Genomic DNA, 18,446 nt, shown 5'->3' with positions numbered 1-18,446 from the left:
CCCTGGCGCTCAGAGGCCGTAGCTCCTGCCGATGATGTCGCGCTGGATCTCGCTCGTGCCGCCGTAGACCGTCGACACGACCGCCGCACGCAGATGGCGCTCCATGTCGTATTCGGTCGCGTAGCCGTAGCCACCCATCATCTGCATGCCCTCCAGCGCGGCGTGCCGGGCCGTCTCGGTCGCCTTGAGCTTCGCCATGGACGCCTCACGGGAGAACCGCTTGTCCGGCTCCGCGTCACAGGCCGCCGCCACCTCGAAGACCAGCAGCCGCGCGCACTCGATCTCGGTCGCCAGGTCGGCCAGCCGGTGCCGCAGCGCCTGGAAGGAGCCGACCGGGCGGCCGAACTGCTCACGTCCGCGCACGTACGCGACGGTGTCCTCCAGGACCCGCTCGGCCAGGCCGAGCATGTTCGCCGCCAGGAAGAGCCGCTCCGCGTCCAGACCGGCCATCAGCTGGGGCCAGGCGTGGTCGGCCGCGCCGACCACGGCGTCGGCGGGCAGCCTGACATCGGTGAAGTAGACGTCGTTGACCTCGCGGCCGCCCATGGTCTCGATGGGACGGATCCGGATCCCGGGCGTCCCGGCGGGGACATGGAACATGGTCAGCCCCTCGCGTTTCGTGCCGCTCGCGTCGGTCCGGGCCACCAGCAGGATGTGCTCGGCCAGATGCGCGTTGGAGATCCACGTCTTGTGGCCGTTGACCAGCCAGCCGCCGTCCGGGGTGCGTTCGGCGCCGCACCGCAGGGCCGCCACGTCCGATCCCGCCTCCGGCTCCGACATCGCGATCGACAGCACCCGGCCGGCCACCGCACCACCGACCGCCGCCTCGCACTGCGCCTCGCTCCCGAAGCGTTCGTACGCCTTCGCCGTGATCACCGAGGTGATGAACCCACCCGCGGGCACCAGACCCCGCGAGGTCTCCCGCAGGAAGAGGCAGGCGTCCGTCATTCCGCCGCCCGAGCCCCCGTACGCCTCGGGCAGGCACACACCGAGCCAGCCGAGCTCCGCCAGCCGGGCGTAGAGCGAAGGGGCGTGCGGGCCGCCCGCCTCGGCGGCCAGCGCGTCGCGCTGCTCCCGCGTGCCGCACTCCCGGCGGGCGAAGTCGCGCAACGCCGTGACGAATGCCCGCTGCTCGGCGGAGAGCGATCGCGGGAGGGCATGGGCCGTGGGCGTGGTGGACATGGAAGACCTCCGGAAGGGGTTACAAAGCAACGGATCAGGTAACAATGTTGCGCATTCGGTATGGTTGAGTGATGGGCGACGACGGACGGGGAGAGTTCATGGCGGCACCGGGCACCGACGAGACACTGCTGGCCAGGGCGCTCGGCGAGACGCCGCCGTCCGACGCGCTGAGCGAACAGATCCTGGACGCGGCGCGCGAACAGTTCATGACCTTCGGGCTGCGCCGCTCGACCGTCGACGACGTCGCCAAGCGCGCCAAGGTCTCGCGCGTCACCGTGTACCGCCGGATCGGCAACAAGGACAGCCTCGTCTCCGCCTGCCTGCTGCGGGAGTACCGCAGATTCGTGAAGGACGTGGACGAGGCGGTGGCCGCACTGCCCACCATGGAGGACCGGCTCGTCGCCGGCTTCGTCACCGTCCTCAGGCACATCCGTGAACACCCGCTGGTGGGTGGGCTGCTGAAGCTGGAGCCGGAGATCATGCTCCCCTTCCTCACGCTGGAGAGCGGCCCCGCCTTCCTCGCGATGCGCGGATATCTGGCCGACCGGCTCCGCCACGCCCAGCGTGCCGAGGGGCGGCCGGAGACGGACCCGACACCGGTCGCCGAACTGATGGTGCGGATCACCGTCTCCTTCCTCCTCAACCCGGTGAGCAGCTTCGAACTCGACGACGACGAGCAGGTGGGGGCCTTCGCCCGCCGCTATCTGGCTCCGCTGCTCAGCGTCGGGTGACCGGGGCGCCGGGCTCCGGGTGACCGTGGTGTCCGGCTCCGGGCGCCCGTCCTCAGAAGCGGGCGTGCAGCCTCCTGCCCAGTTCGACCGCGCGGGCGACCTTCTCCCCGGGAGTCGCGAACGACGTCAGGTCCACCGGCGGTGCGAAGCGCCGCACCGTCACCGCATGCGGTGCGGCGAAGGCCCGCAGACCCTCCTCGCCGTGGATCCGCCCGTACCCGGACTCGCCGGCGCCGCCGAACGGCAGCGACGGGATCGCGGCGAAGCCGAGCACCGAGTTCACCGACACTGCGCCGGAGCCGAGGCGCTCGGCGAGCGCGAGCCCCGCCGCCCGGGACCGGGTGAACACGGCGGCGCCCAGCGAGTACGCCGACGCCTCGGCCCGCTCCACGGCCTCGTCCATGTCGCGCACCGGGTTCACCACGACGACCGGGCCGAAGGTCTCCTCCGTCACGACCGGTGAGTCCTCCGGCACGCCCGACAGCACCACGGGACCGAGCACGAGGGCCCGCAGGGCGTCGGGCCCGCCGAGCCTGGCCGTGCCGCCGTCCACCAGGGCCTGCTTCACATGCCGCTCCACCACGTCGAGCTGGGACGGCAGCGTGAGAGGACCGTAGGCCTCGCCGGGCGCCAGTGCCCGTGCACGGTCCACGACGCGGGAGCACAGGGCCTCGTACACCGACTCCACCGCGTACACCCGCTCCACTCCGGCGCAGGTCTGGCCGGCGTTGCCCATCGCGCCCCACACGATCGCGTCGGCCGCCGCGTCCAGATCGGCGTCCGCCGCTACCAGTACCGCGTCCTTGCCCCCGCACTCGGCGAGCAGCGGCGTGAGCGTGGCCGCGCAGGCCGCCGCGACCTTGCGAGCGGTTCCCGGTGAGCCCGTGAAGGCGACCTTGTCCACACCGGACGGGCCCTCCGCCCCGGCGAGCGCGGCCCCGGTGGACCCCGGGCCGGTGAGCACCTGCAGCAGATCCGCGTGCCCCGGTACCGCCTCCCCGAAGCTCCGTGCCAGCAGGACCCCCACCCCCGGTGTGAGCTCGGACGGCTTGAACACCACGGCGTTGCCCGCCGCGAGGGCGTAGCCGATCGAACCCATCGGTGTGTACAGCGGATAGTTCCAGGGCCCGATCACACCGATCACTCCGAGCGGGCGGTACGCCAGCGACGCCCGTTGATGGAGCGACAGGAGGCCGGACGGCACCCGCCGCCGGCCCAGCACCCGGTGAGCGTTGCGTGCGGCCCAGTCGAGATGGACCACCGTCAGCAGCACCTCGGCCCGCGCGTCGTGCACCGGTTTCCCGGTCTCGGACGCGATCAGCCGCGCGAACTCGTCCGCCCGGGCCGCCAGGGAACGCTTCCACCGCAGCAGTGCGGCGCGGCGATCCCGCGCCCCGAGCGCGGCCCAGCTCCGCCCGGCTCTCCTGGCCCGCGCCACAGCGGCGCGGACGTCCTCGACGGTGTGCACGGCATGGTTCGTCCCGGTCGTCATGACGCCTCCAGGGGAAGGGGTTCCAGCGGACGGCTCTGCGCCCAGTGCGGGCCGAGGTCGTCGAGCTGATATCCGAAGGGGTAGCTGCGCGGCCGGGGGCGGGAGGGCAGCCACCGGGGACGGGCCGGCAGCAGGCGCACACCGTGCGACCGGGCACGCACCATCCGTACGGCCGCCGCCCGCACCCACCGCGGCTGAGCGGGGAACCCCAGCGCCCGCAGTAACGGCTCGTCCAGGAGGGCCAGCGAGAACCTGGCCATCAGGGGACGCAGCGGCGCCGGGTACCAGGCGGCCATCACGCGGAACGTGGCGTTGGCGACGCGGCGGTTCGCCGGGTCGTACGCGAACATCCGGTCCTCGTAGGAGTCGAGTAGCTCCTCGAAGCCCTCGTAGGTCCCGGGAGCGCCCTCGATGCCCATCATGGCGGCCATCCGCCGCCCCACCTCGGCCAGTGCCGCGGTCTCCTGCGCGCACAGAGGCCGCCATCCGAAGCGGTCGATCCAGCGTTTCGGGCCGACGACCGTGGTGGCCAGCACATAGAGGTAGTCCTCGTTCGGGATGCGGTACCTGCCGTGGATCCGGTTGAGGTGGCGGGCCGCGGCCCGGGCACGCTCGGAGTCGAAACCCTCCGCCGCCAGCTCGTAGCCGAACAGGACGGTGTCGTCGTAGCGTTTCTGGCCGTTGCGCTCGAACTCCTGGGTGCGGTCGAGCAGCACGGAGATCCTCGGGACGCCGTAGTCGCGCAGGAACGCGACGCTTATGCCCTGCCGATAGTCCCAGGGGAACTCGTACTGGGACATCAGCCGCAGTATCTCGGCACAGTCGCGGGCGGGATCCATCCGGCGGATCTCGCGGAGTCTGCTGTAGCGGCCCATGGTGCAACCTCCTTGGTCGGTACGGCCGTTTCAGGTACGGGGCACGCGGTGAGGCGGGTGCGGCGGATGTCCGGGGCGTGGAGGAGAGTCCGGGCCGCCCCCGCCGGGATCACCGAGGGGACGGACGTCGCAGCGGGTCGCCTCCGGCGGGTACGGCATCAGGGCACAACTCGTCGGCTGCGGTCGGCATGTGACGGCACCTCTCGTCCTGAGAGTCAAAGTTACAAATACTATTGACTTGTTTCATAGGGTGCGTCAACACTGCTGACAGGAAATCGAGCAGGGGAGCCCCTTACGGGCGCGCCCGCGAGAGCCGGGGGTGGCGGGGCCGCCCCCGTTTCCGGCCCGCGCGCTCGCGCTCGCATACTGGAACCCGGACGGACCAGGCGCCGGTCCGAGCAGCCGCCGACCCCGGGAGCACCGGCATGACCAGTACGGGAGAGCCCTCACCGCCCCCGCCGGGCGGCGTCCTGTGGAGCCTCGCGGGCGACGTCCGCGGACTGCTGATGCTGCCCGCCGCCCTCACACTCCAGGTCGCCCACCCGGCGGTCGGAGCGGGCGTCGACGAACACTCCGTCTTCCGTACGGACCCCTGGGGCCGCGGCGAGCGGTCCCTGAGCTCGCTCCAGCTCTGGGTGTACGGGGGAGAGGCCGCCGCCGAGGAGGGGCGCAGGCTCAGGAGACTGCACCGCACGATCCAGGGGACCGACACCCGCGGCCGCCGCTACCACGCGCTCACGCCCGCGAACTACGCGTGGGTGCATGCGACAGGCTTCCCCGTCTACCGGCACGCCTCGCGCTACCTGGTCCGTCCGCTCACCGAGGCGCAGGAACGCGCCCTGTACCGGGAGTGGCTCCAGGTCGGCCGGATCCTGGGCATCCACGACCGGGACATGCCGCAGACGATCGAGGAGTTCTGGCCCTACTACCGCAGGATGCTGGCCGAGGAGGTGGAGGCCACCGTCGTCGTACGGGAACTGGTCGCCACGGATGCCGCCGTACCGCCGCCCGACCGGGGCCCCCTCGCCCTCCGGCTGCTCCTGAAGGCGCTGTGGCCGGTGCTTCTGCCGCCGCTGGCCCGGTTCCGCGGGTTCCTCACCGTCGGGCTGATGCCGCCGGACGCCCGACAGGCCATCGGGCTCGACTGGTCCCCGGCGCAGGAACGGCGCCTGCGGCGCTTCGGTGCGGTGGTGCGGCGCGTCGTGCCCCTGCTCCCCGAGCGGCTGCGCTATCTGCCGCGCGCCAGGTCGGCACGTGCCGAGTGGCGGGCAGGCCGGTGGACGGGATGACCCCCGTGTGCCCGCGCGGCAGGGGCCGCGACGCCGGGGGCGGTCTCAGGCCGAGGCCCGGCGGACCAGTTCGGTCGGGGTGATCACGGACTCCGGCCAGGCGCCCGTGCCGCTGTTCAGCCGCTCCATCAGCAGTCTTACCATCAACCGCCCCATTCCCTCGACGTCCTGACGGACCGTCGTCAGCGGCGGTTCGGTGGCCTCGGCCACCGGTGTCATGTCGTCGAACCCGACCACGGCCACGTCCTCCGGAACCCGGACGCCCCGCTCGCGCAGCACCCGCAGGGCACCCGAAGCCATCAGGTCGTTGGACACGAAGACGGCGTCGAGATCCGGACGGGCGTCCAACAGGTCCGCCATGGCCCGGGCCCCGCCCTCCGCGGTGAAGTCACCGTCCGCGACGAGTTCCCGTCCCGCGTCCGGCAGCACGTCGTGGTACCCGTCGATCCTGTCGAGCGCCGACACCTGGTCGCGGGGCCCGGTGATGTGCCCGATGCGCCGCCGGCCGAGCGAGACCAGATGCCGCACGGCTTTGCGGGCGCCGCCCCGGTTGTCGCAGTCCACATAGGGCACCTGCGGCGCGTCGTCGCCCAGGGCCGTGTGTTCCGGGCGGCCCCCGTAGACCGTCGGGATCCGGAACCGCCGGATGATCGAAGGCAGTTCGTCGTCGGTGTGAAGGGAGAAGGCGAGCACGCCGTCCACATGGCCACCGGCCAGGTAGCGGGCGACCCGGTCGAAGTCACCGCTGCCCTCCACCAGGAGCAGCACCAGCTGCGCGTCGTGGGCGTTGAGCTCACGGCTGATCCCGCGGATCTGGCGGGAGAAGAACGGGTCGGAGAACACCCTGAACTCGGGCTCGTCGATGATCACCGCGACGGCGCCGTTGCGCCGGGTGACCAGTGTCCGTGCCGCGTGGTTCGGGATGTAGCCGAGTTCGTCGACCGCCTTGCGGACCTGGTCCACCAAGGGCTGACGTACGCCCGCACCGCCGTTGACGACACGGGACGCCGTCGCCCGGGACACACCGGCGCGGGCGGCCACGGCCTCCAGGGTGGGCCGGACGTCCCGCTGCGGTTCGGGGGTCGGGTCGGGCAAGGGTCGCTCCTCGTACGCGCGTCCCACGCTGGGAACGGCTGGAACCGGCGGGTTCGTCACGAACGCTGTCAGCCTAACCGCCCGGTCCGGGCAGCCGGGCGAATGATTCGGACAGCGACGCGGGGGCATATCGGCTCACAAACGGTCAAGACGGAACGGCTTGTTGATCCCACGTGTGACACAGCGCGTGTGGTACTGCCTACGGAGAGCGAAATTTCGCGCTGCGTGAAAGGTGCCTTCTGTGTCACAAGACGAGCAGGGTTCCGGCGGGCGGGGGGACTATCTCCCGGTCACGGCCGAGCTACCCGCCGAGCCGCACCACGGCCGGCGGCCCACGACCGACCGGGTGGTCTTCGGCGTCACGGCGGTGCTGACCGTCGCCTTCGTGATCTGGGGTTCCACGGCCACGAACTCGCTGGAGGACGTCTCCAGCACGCTCCTCACCGGCCTCATCCACAACGGTGGCTGGGCCTTCATGCTGGCGGCCTCGGGGTTCGTGGTCTTCGCCCTCTGGCTCGCCATCAGCCGGTACGGGAAGATCTCGCTCGGTCAGGAGGGCGAGGAGCCCGAATTCCGCACGATCTCCTGGGTCGCGATGATGTTCAGCGCGGGCATGGGGATCGGCCTGATGTTCTACGGAGTGAGCGAGCCGCTGGCCCACTTCGTGAATCCGCCGCCCGGAACCCGTCCCGAGGACGCCGCCGAGGCCATGCAGACGGCGATGGCGACCACCCTCTTCCACTGGACCCTCCACCCCTGGGCGATCTACGCGGTCGTCGGGCTCGCCATCGCGTACAGCGCCTACCGCCGGCACAGGAGGCAGACGATCAGCTCGGTCTTCGTCCCCCTCATCGGTGAGAAGCGCGCCCACGGCCCGGTCGGCCGGGTCATCGACATCCTCGCCATCTTCGCGACCCTCTTCGGGTCCGCTGCCTCGCTCGGTCTCGGCGCCCTCCAGATCGGCAGCGGCTTCCAGGAGCTCAACTGGATGGAGAAGACCGGCACCGGCCTGCTGGTCGCGATCATCGCCGCCCTGACGGTCGCCTTCGTCGCCTCCGCCGTCTCCGGGGTCGAGAAGGGCATCCAGTGGCTGTCCAACATCAACATGGTCCTCGCGCTGATCCTCGTGGTCTTCGTCTTCATCGCGGGGCCCACCATCATCGTGCTGGACCTGCTGCCCACCTCGATCGCCGCCTACTTCGGTGACCTCGCCCAGCTCGCCGGGCGCACCGAGGCCACGGGCAAGGGGGAGGTGGCGGACTGGCTCGCCAGCTGGACGGTCTTCTACTGGGCCTGGTGGATCTCCTGGACGCCCTTCGTCGGCATGTTCATCGCCAGGATCAGCCGGGGCCGGACGATCCGTCAGTTCGTCGGCGGCGTCATCCTGGTGCCCAGCACGGTCAGTCTGGTCTGGTTCGCGGTGTTCGGCGGGTCGGCGATCAGGCTGGAGGAGTCCGGGCAGCTCAAGGGCATCGGCGACACCCCGGAGGCGCAGCTCTTCGGTGTCCTGCAGCAGTTCCCCGTCGCGACCCTCATGAGCATCCTGGTGATGGTCCTGGTCGGCATCTTCTTCGTCTCCGGTGCCGACGCGGCGTCGATCGTGATGGGCACGCTCTCCCAGAAGGGCGTCCTCGAACCCTCCAGGTGGGTCGTGATCTTCTGGGGCGTCGTCACCGGAGCCGTGGCGGCCGTCATGCTGCTCATCGGCGACGGCCAGGGCGACGCGCTGGCCGGTCTGCAGAACCTGACCATTCTCGTGGCCGCGCCCTTCACCATCGTCATGATCGGCATGTGCGTGGCGCTGATGCGGGACCTGCGGCACGACCCGATGATCGTCCGCCGGGAGTTCGGCGTGGAGGCCGTCGAATCGGCCGTCATCGAGGGGCACGCCAAGTACGACGGCGACTTCGAGATCCGGATCGGGCCGGGCACGGCGGAGATCACCACCGACGAACGCCACAAGCACGACCCGCCGTCCTGACGGATGCTGCGGCTCAGCCCACCAGCTGGGCCGCAGCCCGCGCACAGCCCCGGGCGACCGTCACGCCGGCGCCCCCGTGCCCGTAGTTGTGCACCAGCAGACCACCGCCCGGCAGGTCCTCCGCCTCGATGCGCACCCCCGCGTCCCTGGAGGGCCGCAGACCCACGCGGTGGCCGATGACACGGGCCCCGGCGATCTCCGGCCGCACCCGCGCGCAACGCTCCACGATCTCCCGAGCCGTGCCGGGGTCGGGCTCCCTCCGCGGATCGTCCACCTCCGCCGTCCCGCCCAGCACCAGCCCGCCCGGCTGCGGGAAGAGGTACGTCGTCGTGCTCGACGCCGGGTCCGCGTGGGTGAACCACTCGTCGATGCCGGGGTTCTCCACCACCACCAACTGCCCCCGCACCGCCCTCACCCCGGGATCCGGGACCAGCTCGCGGGCGCCGAGACCGGTGCAGTTGACCACCACCCGCGCCTCGGCCGCCGCCTCCTCGAAACCGCGTACCGTACGCCGCTCGACCACGCCGCCCGCCGTGGCCAGCCGGCCCGCCAGCCAGCGCAGATGCGCGGGCATGTCGATCAGCGGAAGGGTCACCCGCAACCCCTCCGGCACCTCGGAGACCTGATCCAGGCTGCGGGCCCACGGCCCCAGCGCGGCCAGCCGCTCGCCCCCGTGCACCCCGGCGACCATGCGGACGCCGGTCTCCGCGGGGACCGCGGCCAGCTCCTCGTACACCCGGAGCGTCTCGAGCGACCACGCGCCCACCAGCTCCGCGGGCTCGATCCGGTACGGCCACCACAGCGCGCCGGCCACGGCCGAGGTCGTCGCCGTGACCGCGTCCCGGGACCAGACCCGCACCCGCAGACCGCGCTCCGCCAGCAGCAGGGCCGTGGTCAGCCCGCTGACCCCGCCGCCCACCACGATCACGTCCGCCACCGCGCCCACCCCTGTCCCCACGTCGCGCCGCCCGTGCCGGGGCCGGAGGAGCCATGGTCGCACCCCGGTCCGGAGGGAAACCCGGCTCCACCGGTTGGCTAGGATCGTCACCCTGATGACTGCCACTCTCGTCGCCAAGGAACTCGCCGCCGGCCACGGCGACCGCACACTCTTCGCGGGACTCGACCTCGTGGTCGCCCCCGGCGACGTGATCGGTCTCGTCGGAGCCAACGGCGCCGGAAAGTCCTCGCTGCTCCGCCTGCTCGCCGGACTCGACAGGCCGGAGGAGGGCGAGCTGAGGCTCTCCCCGCCCACCGCCACCGTCGGACACCTCCCGCAGGAGCCCGAGCGACGCGAGGGCGAGTCCGTGCGCGACTTCCTCGCCCGCCGCACCGGGGTCGCCGACGCCCAGGCCGCCATGGACGCGGCGACCCAGGCCCTCGTGGACGGCGCGCCCGGTGCGGACGACGCCTACTCCGAGACGCTGGAGCGCTGGCTGGACCTCGGCGGCGCCGACCTGGACGAGCGAGCCGAGGAGACCGCGGCCGACCTCGGCCTGTCCGTCGGCCTCGACCAGCCGATGACCGCGCTCTCCGGCGGTCAGGCGGCCCGCGCGGGCCTCGCCTCGCTGCTGCTCTCGCGTTACGACGTCTTCCTGCTCGACGAGCCCACCAACGACCTCGACCTCGACGGCCTGGAGCGCCTGGAGCGCTTCGTGTCCGGACTGCGCGCGGGCACCGTGGTGGTCAGCCACGACCGCGAGTTCCTGATGCGCACGGTCACCAAGGTCCTGGAACTCGATCTCGCCCAGCAGCAGATCAACCTCTACGGCGGCGGCTACGCCTCCTACCTCGAGGAGCGCGAACGCGCGCGCTCGCACGCCCGCGAGGAGTACGAGGAGTACTCCGACAAGCGCTCCGCGCTCGAGGGACGTGCCCAGATGCAGCGGGGCTGGATGGACAAGGGCGTCAAGAACGCCCGCCGCAAGGCCACCGACAACGACAAGATCGGCCGCAAGTTCCGCAGCGAGGCCAGTGAGAAGCAGGCCGCCAAGGCCAAGCAGACCCAGCGCATGATCGAGCGGCTCGACGTCGTCGAGGAGCCGCGCAAGGAGTGGGAGCTGCGGATGGAGATCGCCTCCGCACCGCGCTCCGGCTCCGTCGTCGCCGCCCTGCGCGACGCGGCCGTCGTCCGAGGCGGCTTCTCCTTCGGACCGGCCACCCTGCAGATCGACTGGGCCGACCGGGTCGCCATCACCGGTGCCAACGGGGCCGGCAAGTCCACCCTGCTCGCCGCGCTGCTCGGCAGGCTGCCGCTCGACGCGGGCCACGCGTCCCTCGGCTCGGGCGTCGTGGTGGGCGAGGTCGACCAGGCCCGCAAGCTGTTCCACGGCACGGAGAGCCTGCTCGACGCCTTCTGCGCCGCGGTCCCCGACACCGAGCCCGCCGAGGTGCGCACCCTGCTCGCCAAGTTCGGTCTGCGGGCCGCGCACGTGCTGCGCCCCGCGACGACGCTCTCGCCCGGCGAACGCACCCGGGCGGGCCTCGCCCTGCTCCAGGGAAGGGGCGTCAACCTGCTGGTCCTGGACGAACCGACGAACCACCTGGACCTCCCGGCGATCGAACAGCTGGAGTCGGCCCTGGAGGCGTACACCGGGACCCTCCTGCTGGTCACGCACGACCGGCGGATGCTGGAGGCGGTCCGCACGACCCGCCGGGTGGTGGTGGCCGACGGCAGGGTGACCGAGGCCGGCTGACCGGAACCCCGGCCGGATCGATCGCCTGTCCGTCCCGGAACGGCCGCACGGCTGCCCGGTGGAACGACGACGGGCGGACAGGGGATGCCCCGTCCGCCCGTCGCCCTCGTGTGTCAGCGCTTGCGTCCGCCTCGGTCGGAGCCGCCCGTCAGGCCCGCGCGCCGCAGTGCGTCGGCCATCGCGCTGTTCGCCGGAGCCGCGGCGGGACGCGGTGCTCCGCCCCCGCCCCCGTTCCCGCCCCCGCGCCTGTCACGGCGCTGCCCGCCGCCTCCCTGACGGCCGTCCTGCCCCTCCCGCTGGCGCGGCGGCCGCTCGCCACCGCCCTGCGCGCTCCGCTCCCGCTTCGGGCCCTGCCCGCCGCCCTCCTGACCCGTCGCGGCCTCGTCGTCGAGCCTCAGGGTCAGCGACACACGCTTGCGCGGGATGTCGACGTCCATGACCTTCACCTTCACGATGTCGCCCGGCTTCACGACGTCCCTCGGGTCCTTGACGAACGTCCGCGACATCGCCGAGACGTGGACGAGACCGTCCTGGTGGACGCCGACGTCGACGAACGCGCCGAAGGCCGCGACGTTCGTGACGACACCCTCCAGCACCATCCCGGGCGCCAGGTCGCCGAGCTTCTCCACACCTTCCTTGAACGTGGCGGTCCTGAAGGCGGGCCGAGGGTCACGGCCCGGCTTCTCCAGCTCACGCAGGATGTCCGTCACGGTCGGCAGGCCGAACTTGTCGTCCACGAAGTCGCCGGGGCTCAGCGAGCGCAGCGCCTGCGTGTTGCCGATCAGCGAGGCGACGTCACCGCCGGTCCGCTTCACCATCGTCCGGACCACGGGATACGCCTCGGGGTGCACGCTCGACCCGTCCAGCGGGTCGTCGCCGCCCCGGATCCGGAGGAAGCCCGCGCACTGCTCGTACGCCTTCGGCCCCAGCCGGGCCACGTCCTTGAGCGCCCGGCGGGAGCGGAACGGGCCGTTCGCGTCCCGGTGCGCCACGATGTTCTCGGCCAGACCGGACGCGATGCCCGACACCCGTGAGAGCAGCGGGGCCGAAGCGGTGTTGACGTCGACGCCGACGCCGTTCACACAGTCCTCGACCACCGCGTCCAGGGAGCGCGACAGCTTCACCTCGGACAGGTCGTGCTGGTACTGCCCGACCCCGATCGACTTCGGGTCGATCTTCACCAGCTCGGCCAGCGGGTCCTGGAGCCGGCGCGCGATCGAGACGGCGCCGCGCAACGAGACGTCCATGTCGGGGAGTTCCTGCGAGGCGAACGCCGAGGCCGAGTACACGGAGGCGCCGGCCTCCGACACCATCACCTTGGTGAGCTCCAGCTCGGGGTGCTTGTCGCACAGCTCACCGGCGAGCTTGTCGGTCTCGCGGGACGCCGTGCCGTTCCCGATCGCGATCAGGTCGACCTGGTGCTCCTTCGCGAGACGCGCCAGCGTGGCGAGCGACTGGTCCCACTTGTTCGCCGGTACATGCGGATGGATCACGTCGGTCGCGACGACCTTGCCGGTCGCGTCGACGACGGCGACCTTCACGCCCGTACGGAATCCGGGGTCGAGCCCCAGGGTCGCCCGGGTACCCGCCGGTGCGGCGAGCAGCAGGTCCCGCAGGTTCGACGCGAAGACGCGCACGGCCTCGTCCTCCGCCGCCGTGCGCAGGCGCAGCCGGAGGTCGATCCCGAGGTGCACCAGGATCCGGGTCCGCCAGGCCCAGCGGACCGTGTCACCCAGCCACTTGTCGCCGGGCCGGCCGCGGTCGGCGACCCCGAAACGGCGGGCGACCATGTTCTCGTACGTCGAGGGGCCCGGCTGTTCCGACGGCTCCTCCGGCTCGAGCACCAGATCGAGCACGTCGTCCTTCTCGCCGCGCAGCATCGCGAGGATCCGGTGCGAGGGAAGCGCGGTGAACGGCTCGGCGAAGTCGAAGTAGTCGGCGAACTTCGCGCCCGCCTCTTCCTTGCCGTCCCGCACCTTCGCCACGACCCTGCCGCGCGACCACATGCGTTCGCGCAGCTCACCGGTCAGGTCGGCATCCTCCGAGAAGCGTTCGGTGAGGATCGCCCGGGCGCCCTCCAGGGCCGCCGCCGGGTCCGCCACACCCTTCCCGGAGTCGACGAACGCCGCGGCGGCGTCGAGCGGCTCCACCGACGGGTCGCCGAGCAGCCCGTCGGCCAGGGGCTCCAGGCCCGCCTCGCGCGCGATCTGCGCCTTCGTCCGGCGCTTCGGCTTGAACGGGAGGTAGATGTCCTCCAGTCGCGCCTTGGTGTCGGCGGCCCGGATCCGCGCTTCCAGGGCCGCGTCGAGCTTGCCCTGCTCACGCACGGAGTCGAGGACCGCCTTGCGGCGGTCCTCGAGTTCCCGCAGATAGCGCAACCTCTCCTCGAGCGTGCGCAGTTGCGCATCGTCGAGCATCTCGGTCGCTTCCTTGCGGTAGCGCGCGATGAACGGCACGGTCGACCCGCCGTCGAGCAAGTCGACGGCCGCCTTCACCTGACGCTCACGTACGCCGAGCTCCTCGGCGATCCTGCCTTCGATGGACGTCGTCACGGTTTTCCCGACTCGCCTTCTCGTACTGGCTGTGCTGGCTGTGCCACTGGGGTGGTCCACACCCGGGTGGGCCCCTTCGCCTGCATTGTGCCGGGTTGCCGGGGGCCGTGTCGCGTGACCTGCTCGGTCACGGCCCCGACGTACCTGAGAAGACCCCGGTCACGCGCGCCGGGTCCTGCCGCCGCGCGACGCGCCGCCGAAGAGGCCGGCCAGGAGCCGGAAGGGCAGGGTCACCACGGTGGCGATGGCCGATCCGACGGTACTCAGAGCGTTTGCGATCGCACGGAACACGGTGTGCCTCCTTCGTAGGGTGTATCCGTCGCCTGGCCCGTGGGACGCGTCGTAAACGTGTGCGGGCTCAGCCCTTGCCGACCAGATCCTCCGGGAACGCGCCCGCGGAGGCGGCCGCGAAGAGGAATCCCCGGCCCAGTTCGGTGAGCCGGGCCACGCCGTCGGCGCCCAGATGTTCGTAGGGTGCGGCGTCCATCCGGTCCGTCGCCTCCTCCAGCTCCGCCCTGAGCGCGGTGCCCGTGCCGGTCAGCTCGCCCTCCGCGTCCAGAACGCCCCGGCCGCGCAGGCGCTCCACCGCCGCGTCCCAGTCGGCGCGACGCCAGCCGCGGGTGGCGAGGATCCAGCGGGGCGCCATGCCCTTGCCGGTGGCGGTGTGGCTGACCAGCGCCTCGAGCGGGTCGAGGCCTGCCGAGAGCAGAGCGGCGAGATGCCCGTCGCCGCGGTGCTCGCGCAGCAGCGTCGCGGCGTGCCAGAACGCAAGGTGAGGCTGGTCGGGGACCGCGAGATCGGCGTGCGCGGCGTAGAGCGGGCGGGCGTGGCGTGTGCAGGCCTCGGCGGCCCGCAGAGCGAGCTCCGCCGCCTCCGCCATCTCCGGGGAGGCCACGGTCTCCTCGCCGAGCACCCGCCGCAGCGTCGAATCGGCCGCCTTCAGCCGCGCGTCGAGTGCCGCCTGCGGGGTGATCTCCGACCAGACGGACGGCAGGTGGCGGGACACCAGTTCGTGGTTGAAGTTGTAGAAGGTCGCGGTGACCGTGCCCGCGCCCGCCGCGCCGAGGGCCGCGCCGCGCGCGGCGAAGTAGACCCGGCTCGCGTCGTCGACGCCGAGCTCGCCGAACTCCTTGCCGAGGTCGGGGGAGAAGTAGACACAGGAGTGCAGCGGGTTGAGCGCGTTGTGGCAGCGGCGTCCGGCACGCGGGGGAAGAGTACTCATGCCCGCACGTTACCGACTGGTTGGTACGTGGAACAGGCCCGGGTCCGCCCGCGACGTGCGCATGGCAGCATAGGTGGGAAACTCGTCATTGCGGCCATCGGGCGGTCCGGCCAGGATTGCCCGCATGAAGCAGCGATCCGTGCTCGTCGTCCTCTTCGAGGGCGTGCAGAGCCTCGACGTGAGTGGCCCGGCGGAGGTCTTCGCCGGAGCCTCCCGCTTCCCCGAGGTCTCCTACGATCTGCGCACCGCCTCGCTGGACGGTGCCCCGGTCCGCTGCTCCAGCGGCCTCACGCTCGTCCCCGACGGCGCGCTCGCGGACGCCCCCGTGCCCGATCTCCTTATCGTGCCGGGAGGTGCCGGGACGCGTACGCCCTCCCCGGACCTGATCGACTGGCTCCGCACCCACGGCCCCCGGGCCGGGCAACTGGTCTCGGTGTGCACCGGCGCCCTGCTGCTCGCCGAGGCCGGCCAGCTCGACGGCCACCGGGTCACCACCCACTGGTCCGTCTGCGAGACGCTCGCGCGGACGTACCCGGCGGTGCGGGTCGACCCGGACCCGATCTTCGTGCGCGACGGACGGCTGGCGACGTCGGCCGGTGTCACCGCGGGCATCGACCTCGCGCTCGCGCTGGTCGAGGAGGAACACGGGCGGGAGGTGGCGCTCACCGTCGCCCGTCACCTCGTCGTGTTCCTGCGGCGCCCCGGCAACCAGGCGCAGTTCAGCGCCCAGTTGACCGCGCAGACCGCCGTCCGCGAACCACTCCGCGGGGTCCAGCACTGGATCACCGAGCACCCGGACGCCGACCTCTCGGTCGAGGCGCTCGCGGCCCGGGCCGGACTCTCGCCCCGCCACTTCGCCCGCGCCTTCCGGACCGAGACCGGCCTCACCCCGGGCAGGTACGTCGAGCGCGTACGGCTGGAACAGGCGCGGCGGCTGCTGGAGGACACGGCCGACGGCGTCGAAGGCATTGCCCGGGCCAGCGGTTACGGCACCCCGGAGGCGATGCGCCGCGCCTTCGTCAAGGCACTCGGGACGGCGCCCGCCGAATACCGGCGCCGCTTCCGCTCCCATCCCGCGTGAAACGACGGAAGGAACACCATGCGGATCGCGATCGTGCTCTTCGACCGGTTCACGGCGCTCGACGCCGTGGGCCCCTACGAGATGCTCAGCCGGGCTCCCGGAGCGGAGACCGTCCTCGTCGCCGAGAGGCCGGGTGCCGTGCGCAACGACAGCGGCAGTCTCGCACTCGTCGCCGACCGGACCCTCGCCGACGTGCCCGCCCCCGACGTGGTGATCGTGCCGGGAGGTCCGGGGCAGAGCGACCAGATGGAGAACGGGGCGCTGCTCGGCTGGCTGCGGGCGGCCGATGCCGGCAGTACCTGGACGACCTCGGTGTGCACCGGATCCCTGCTCCTGGCCGCAGCCGGACTGCTCGCCGGGCGGCGCGCCACCTCGCACTGGCTCGCCCTCGACGTCCTCAGGACCCTCGGTGCCGAGCCGACGGGCGAGCGGGTGGTCACCGACGGGAAGTACGTCACCGCCGCGGGCGTCTCCGCCGGCATCGACATGGGCCTCACCCTGCTCGGCAGGATCGCGGGCGACGAACACGCCCAGGCCGTCCAGCTGCTGACCGAGTACGACCCCCAGCCGCCCTACGACTGCGGAGCACCGGGGAAGGCCCCGGCGGCGATGGTCGGGAAATGGCGGGCCAGGAGCCGCTTCATCCTGACGTAGGCGCGTCCCCGGCGGTCCCCGCGGCCCAGGTGAAGCGGGGAGCGCGGCGCTCCAGGAACGCGGCGACACCCTCGGCGGTGTCGCCGCTGCCGCGTGCCTGCAGGGACCAGTGGGCGTCCCGGTCCTCACGGCCGTCGGCGAACTCCTTCGCCGCGGCCTGCGTCAGCTGCGAGCGCGAGGCCAGGATTTCCGTGAACCCGCGGACCCGCTCCTCCAGTCCGCCTCTCGGCAGGACCTCGTCCACCAGTCCGGTCCGCAGCGCCCGTTCCGTCCCGATCAGCTCCCCGGAGAACAGCAGGAACTTCGCGGTGGCCGGGCCGACGAGCGCGACCAGCCGGCGCGTCGACGAGGAGGGGTAGACGATCCCGAGCTTGGCCGGAGTGACGCCGAAGGACGCGCCCTCCTCGGCGAACCGCAGGTCGCAGGCTGCCGCCAGCTGGCTGCCGCCGCCCACGCAGAAGCCGCGCACGGCCGCCAGCGTCGGTCCCGGGAACGCGGCCAGGGCCTCCTCGGCACGGACGGCCAGTGCCTGCGGCCGGCCGGCCGGATCCCGCAGGGAGGAGATGTCCGCCCCGGCGCAGAATGTTTCGCCCGCCCCGGTGAGGACGAGGACGCGCACACCGGGGTCGGCGGCCAGCTCCTCCAGCAGTGCGGGCAGGGCCTGCCACATGTCCGCGGTCATGGCGTTGCGCTTGGCGGGGTTGCTGATGACGACGGTCGCGACACCCTCCGCGACCGTGTGCTCCAGCCGGGGCCCGGCCCCCGTCGCCTGCTCCCTGAGGTCCATGCGCCGGATGCTATCCGTACGGCCCGGACCCAGGATCAGGAAGGGGCCGCGAAGCGCGCACGCACCGTGAGGAGCTGTCGATGGCCGGACCCGCGACCGAGGGGAGCCCGGGCTGATCGCGTCGGAGTGGGCGGGAGACGGGCCGTCAGTGGGGTGACGGACCAGATGAAGCCCGAAGAAGGCAAGAAGTAGTCCAATCACCTGACGGCGACATACCCACTCGGTCAAATTGAGGCTGTAAGTGACCACTTGTGGACAGTGCTGCGGCCCGGACCACTCTCTTCCCGACACTCGTTATCCGATGGTCTGTGATGTGCGAATCGAGAGCGGGTGGCGGTCCATGGAGAGCCGTGGGAGTGTTCCGGCCCATCCCGTGTCGTACGAGGGCGTGTGGCGCTTCACCGCGCCCGCCGTCGACGTCTCGGTTCCGCAGGCCCGCCACGCCGTCCGTGACCTGATCGACCGGCAGGGCGTACCCGTCGAGGACGACATCCTCCAGGGGCTGCTGCTGATCGTGTCGGAACTGGTCACCAACGCGGTCCGGCACGCGGCGCTGCTCTCGCCCGAGCTCGCCGTCGAGGTGGCCATCGGGGCCGAGTGGATCCGGGTGGCGGTCGAGGACAACCACCCGTACCGCCCGACGGCGCTGGTCACCGACTACGCGCAGACCGGCGGCCGCGGCCTGCTCCTGGTCCGTGAGATCACCGCCGAGGCGGGCGGCGCCTGCGACGTGGAGCACACCGCGGGCGGCGGCAAGATCATCTGGGCGGCGCTGCCCCTCAAGACGCAGCTCTGACCGCCCCCCGCGGGGC

Annotated in this window: 16 protein-coding genes; 7 read left to right on the top strand and 9 right to left on the bottom strand. The window is 72.1% G+C overall.

What is annotated here, in order from left to right:
• Positions 1–9 precede the first annotated feature (9 nt).
• Positions 10–1,182, bottom strand: coding sequence for an acyl-CoA dehydrogenase family protein (locus tag LWJ43_RS03495; protein WP_277330788.1), 1,173 nt, complete (start codon positions 1,180–1,182; stop codon positions 10–12).
• Positions 1,183–1,280: 98 nt separating this feature from the next.
• Between LWJ43_RS03495 and LWJ43_RS03490 the strand changes: the two genes are divergently transcribed.
• Positions 1,281–1,913 (top strand): TetR/AcrR family transcriptional regulator, encoded by a 633-nt coding sequence (locus tag LWJ43_RS03490; protein WP_277335799.1) that lies wholly within the window; start codon positions 1,281–1,283, stop codon positions 1,911–1,913.
• Between the two features lie 52 nt (positions 1,914–1,965).
• Here LWJ43_RS03490 and LWJ43_RS03485 read toward each other — a convergent pair whose 3' ends face one another.
• Both LWJ43_RS03485 and LWJ43_RS03480 read right to left on the bottom strand, forming a co-directional pair.
• On the bottom strand, positions 1,966–3,405 hold the full coding sequence (locus LWJ43_RS03485; protein ID WP_277330787.1) for an aldehyde dehydrogenase family protein: 1,440 nt from the start codon (positions 3,403–3,405) through the stop codon (positions 1,966–1,968).
• Positions 3,402–4,280, bottom strand: coding sequence for an oxygenase MpaB family protein (locus tag LWJ43_RS03480; protein WP_277330786.1), 879 nt, complete (start codon positions 4,278–4,280; stop codon positions 3,402–3,404). Before LWJ43_RS03480 ends, LWJ43_RS03485 begins: the two co-directional genes overlap by 4 nt.
• Positions 4,281–4,705: 425 nt before the next feature.
• Between LWJ43_RS03480 and LWJ43_RS03475 the strand changes: the two genes are divergently transcribed.
• Complete coding sequence (locus LWJ43_RS03475) at positions 4,706–5,569, top strand: oxygenase MpaB family protein (RefSeq protein ID WP_277330785.1); 864 nt, start codon at positions 4,706–4,708, stop codon at positions 5,567–5,569.
• Positions 5,570–5,614: 45 nt separating this feature from the next.
• Here LWJ43_RS03475 and LWJ43_RS03470 read toward each other — a convergent pair whose 3' ends face one another.
• The gene (locus LWJ43_RS03470) at positions 5,615–6,664 is read right to left on the bottom strand and encodes a LacI family DNA-binding transcriptional regulator (protein WP_277330784.1); all 1,050 of its coding nucleotides are present in this window, start codon (positions 6,662–6,664) and stop codon (positions 5,615–5,617) included.
• A 241-nt stretch (positions 6,665–6,905) separates the two neighbouring features.
• On the opposite strand from LWJ43_RS03470, the gene LWJ43_RS03465 reads away from it, so the two are divergent.
• Positions 6,906–8,645 (top strand): BCCT family transporter, encoded by a 1,740-nt coding sequence (locus LWJ43_RS03465; RefSeq protein WP_277330783.1) that lies wholly within the window; start codon positions 6,906–6,908, stop codon positions 8,643–8,645.
• Between the two features lie 13 nt (positions 8,646–8,658).
• Here the strand turns inward: LWJ43_RS03465 and LWJ43_RS03460 are convergent, their stop codons facing one another.
• Positions 8,659–9,591 (bottom strand): FAD-dependent oxidoreductase, encoded by a 933-nt coding sequence (locus tag LWJ43_RS03460; protein ID WP_277335798.1) that lies wholly within the window; start codon positions 9,589–9,591, stop codon positions 8,659–8,661.
• A 106-nt stretch (positions 9,592–9,697) separates the two neighbouring features.
• On the opposite strand from LWJ43_RS03460, the gene LWJ43_RS03455 reads away from it, so the two are divergent.
• Entirely contained in the window at positions 9,698–11,338 is a 1,641-nt protein-coding gene (locus LWJ43_RS03455; RefSeq protein ID WP_277330782.1) for an ABC-F family ATP-binding cassette domain-containing protein, read from the top strand.
• 113 nt (positions 11,339–11,451) lie between these two features.
• Here LWJ43_RS03455 and LWJ43_RS03450 read toward each other — a convergent pair whose 3' ends face one another.
• The 3 genes from LWJ43_RS03450 to LWJ43_RS03440 form a co-directional block, all read right to left on the bottom strand.
• Complete coding sequence (locus LWJ43_RS03450) at positions 11,452–13,890, bottom strand: Tex family protein (protein WP_277330781.1); 2,439 nt, start codon at positions 13,888–13,890, stop codon at positions 11,452–11,454.
• Between the two features lie 159 nt (positions 13,891–14,049).
• Positions 14,050–14,181 (bottom strand): LPFR motif small protein, encoded by a 132-nt coding sequence (locus tag LWJ43_RS03445; protein ID WP_258310621.1) that lies wholly within the window; start codon positions 14,179–14,181, stop codon positions 14,050–14,052.
• 67 nt (positions 14,182–14,248) lie between these two features.
• Complete coding sequence (locus LWJ43_RS03440; RefSeq protein ID WP_277330780.1) at positions 14,249–15,112, bottom strand: SCO6745 family protein; 864 nt, start codon at positions 15,110–15,112, stop codon at positions 14,249–14,251.
• A 124-nt stretch (positions 15,113–15,236) separates the two neighbouring features.
• Between LWJ43_RS03440 and LWJ43_RS03435 the strand changes: the two genes are divergently transcribed.
• The gene (locus LWJ43_RS03435; RefSeq protein ID WP_277330779.1) at positions 15,237–16,193 is read left to right on the top strand and encodes a GlxA family transcriptional regulator; all 957 of its coding nucleotides are present in this window, start codon (positions 15,237–15,239) and stop codon (positions 16,191–16,193) included.
• 18 nt (positions 16,194–16,211) lie between these two features.
• A complete protein-coding gene (locus tag LWJ43_RS03430; protein ID WP_277330778.1) occupies positions 16,212–16,847 on the top strand; it encodes a DJ-1/PfpI family protein in 636 nt (211 codons plus the stop codon).
• Here the strand turns inward: LWJ43_RS03430 and LWJ43_RS03425 are convergent.
• Entirely contained in the window at positions 16,834–17,634 is an 801-nt protein-coding gene (locus tag LWJ43_RS03425; protein WP_277330777.1) for an enoyl-CoA hydratase/isomerase family protein, read from the bottom strand. The two genes, LWJ43_RS03430 and LWJ43_RS03425, sit on opposite strands and share 14 nt — an antisense overlap.
• Positions 17,635–17,974: 340 nt before the next feature.
• Between LWJ43_RS03425 and LWJ43_RS03420 the strand changes: the two genes are divergently transcribed.
• Complete coding sequence (locus LWJ43_RS03420; protein WP_277330776.1) at positions 17,975–18,430, top strand: ATP-binding protein; 456 nt, start codon at positions 17,975–17,977, stop codon at positions 18,428–18,430.
• Positions 18,431–18,446: the final 16 nt, after the last annotated feature.

The sequence above is a fragment of the Streptomyces sp. JH34 genome (genome assembly GCF_029428875.1).
Classification (GTDB): Bacteria; Actinomycetota; Actinomycetes; order Streptomycetales; family Streptomycetaceae; genus Streptomyces.
The sequence above is the reverse complement of the archived record's forward strand: the minus strand, read 5'-3'. Positions and strand labels throughout refer to the sequence as shown.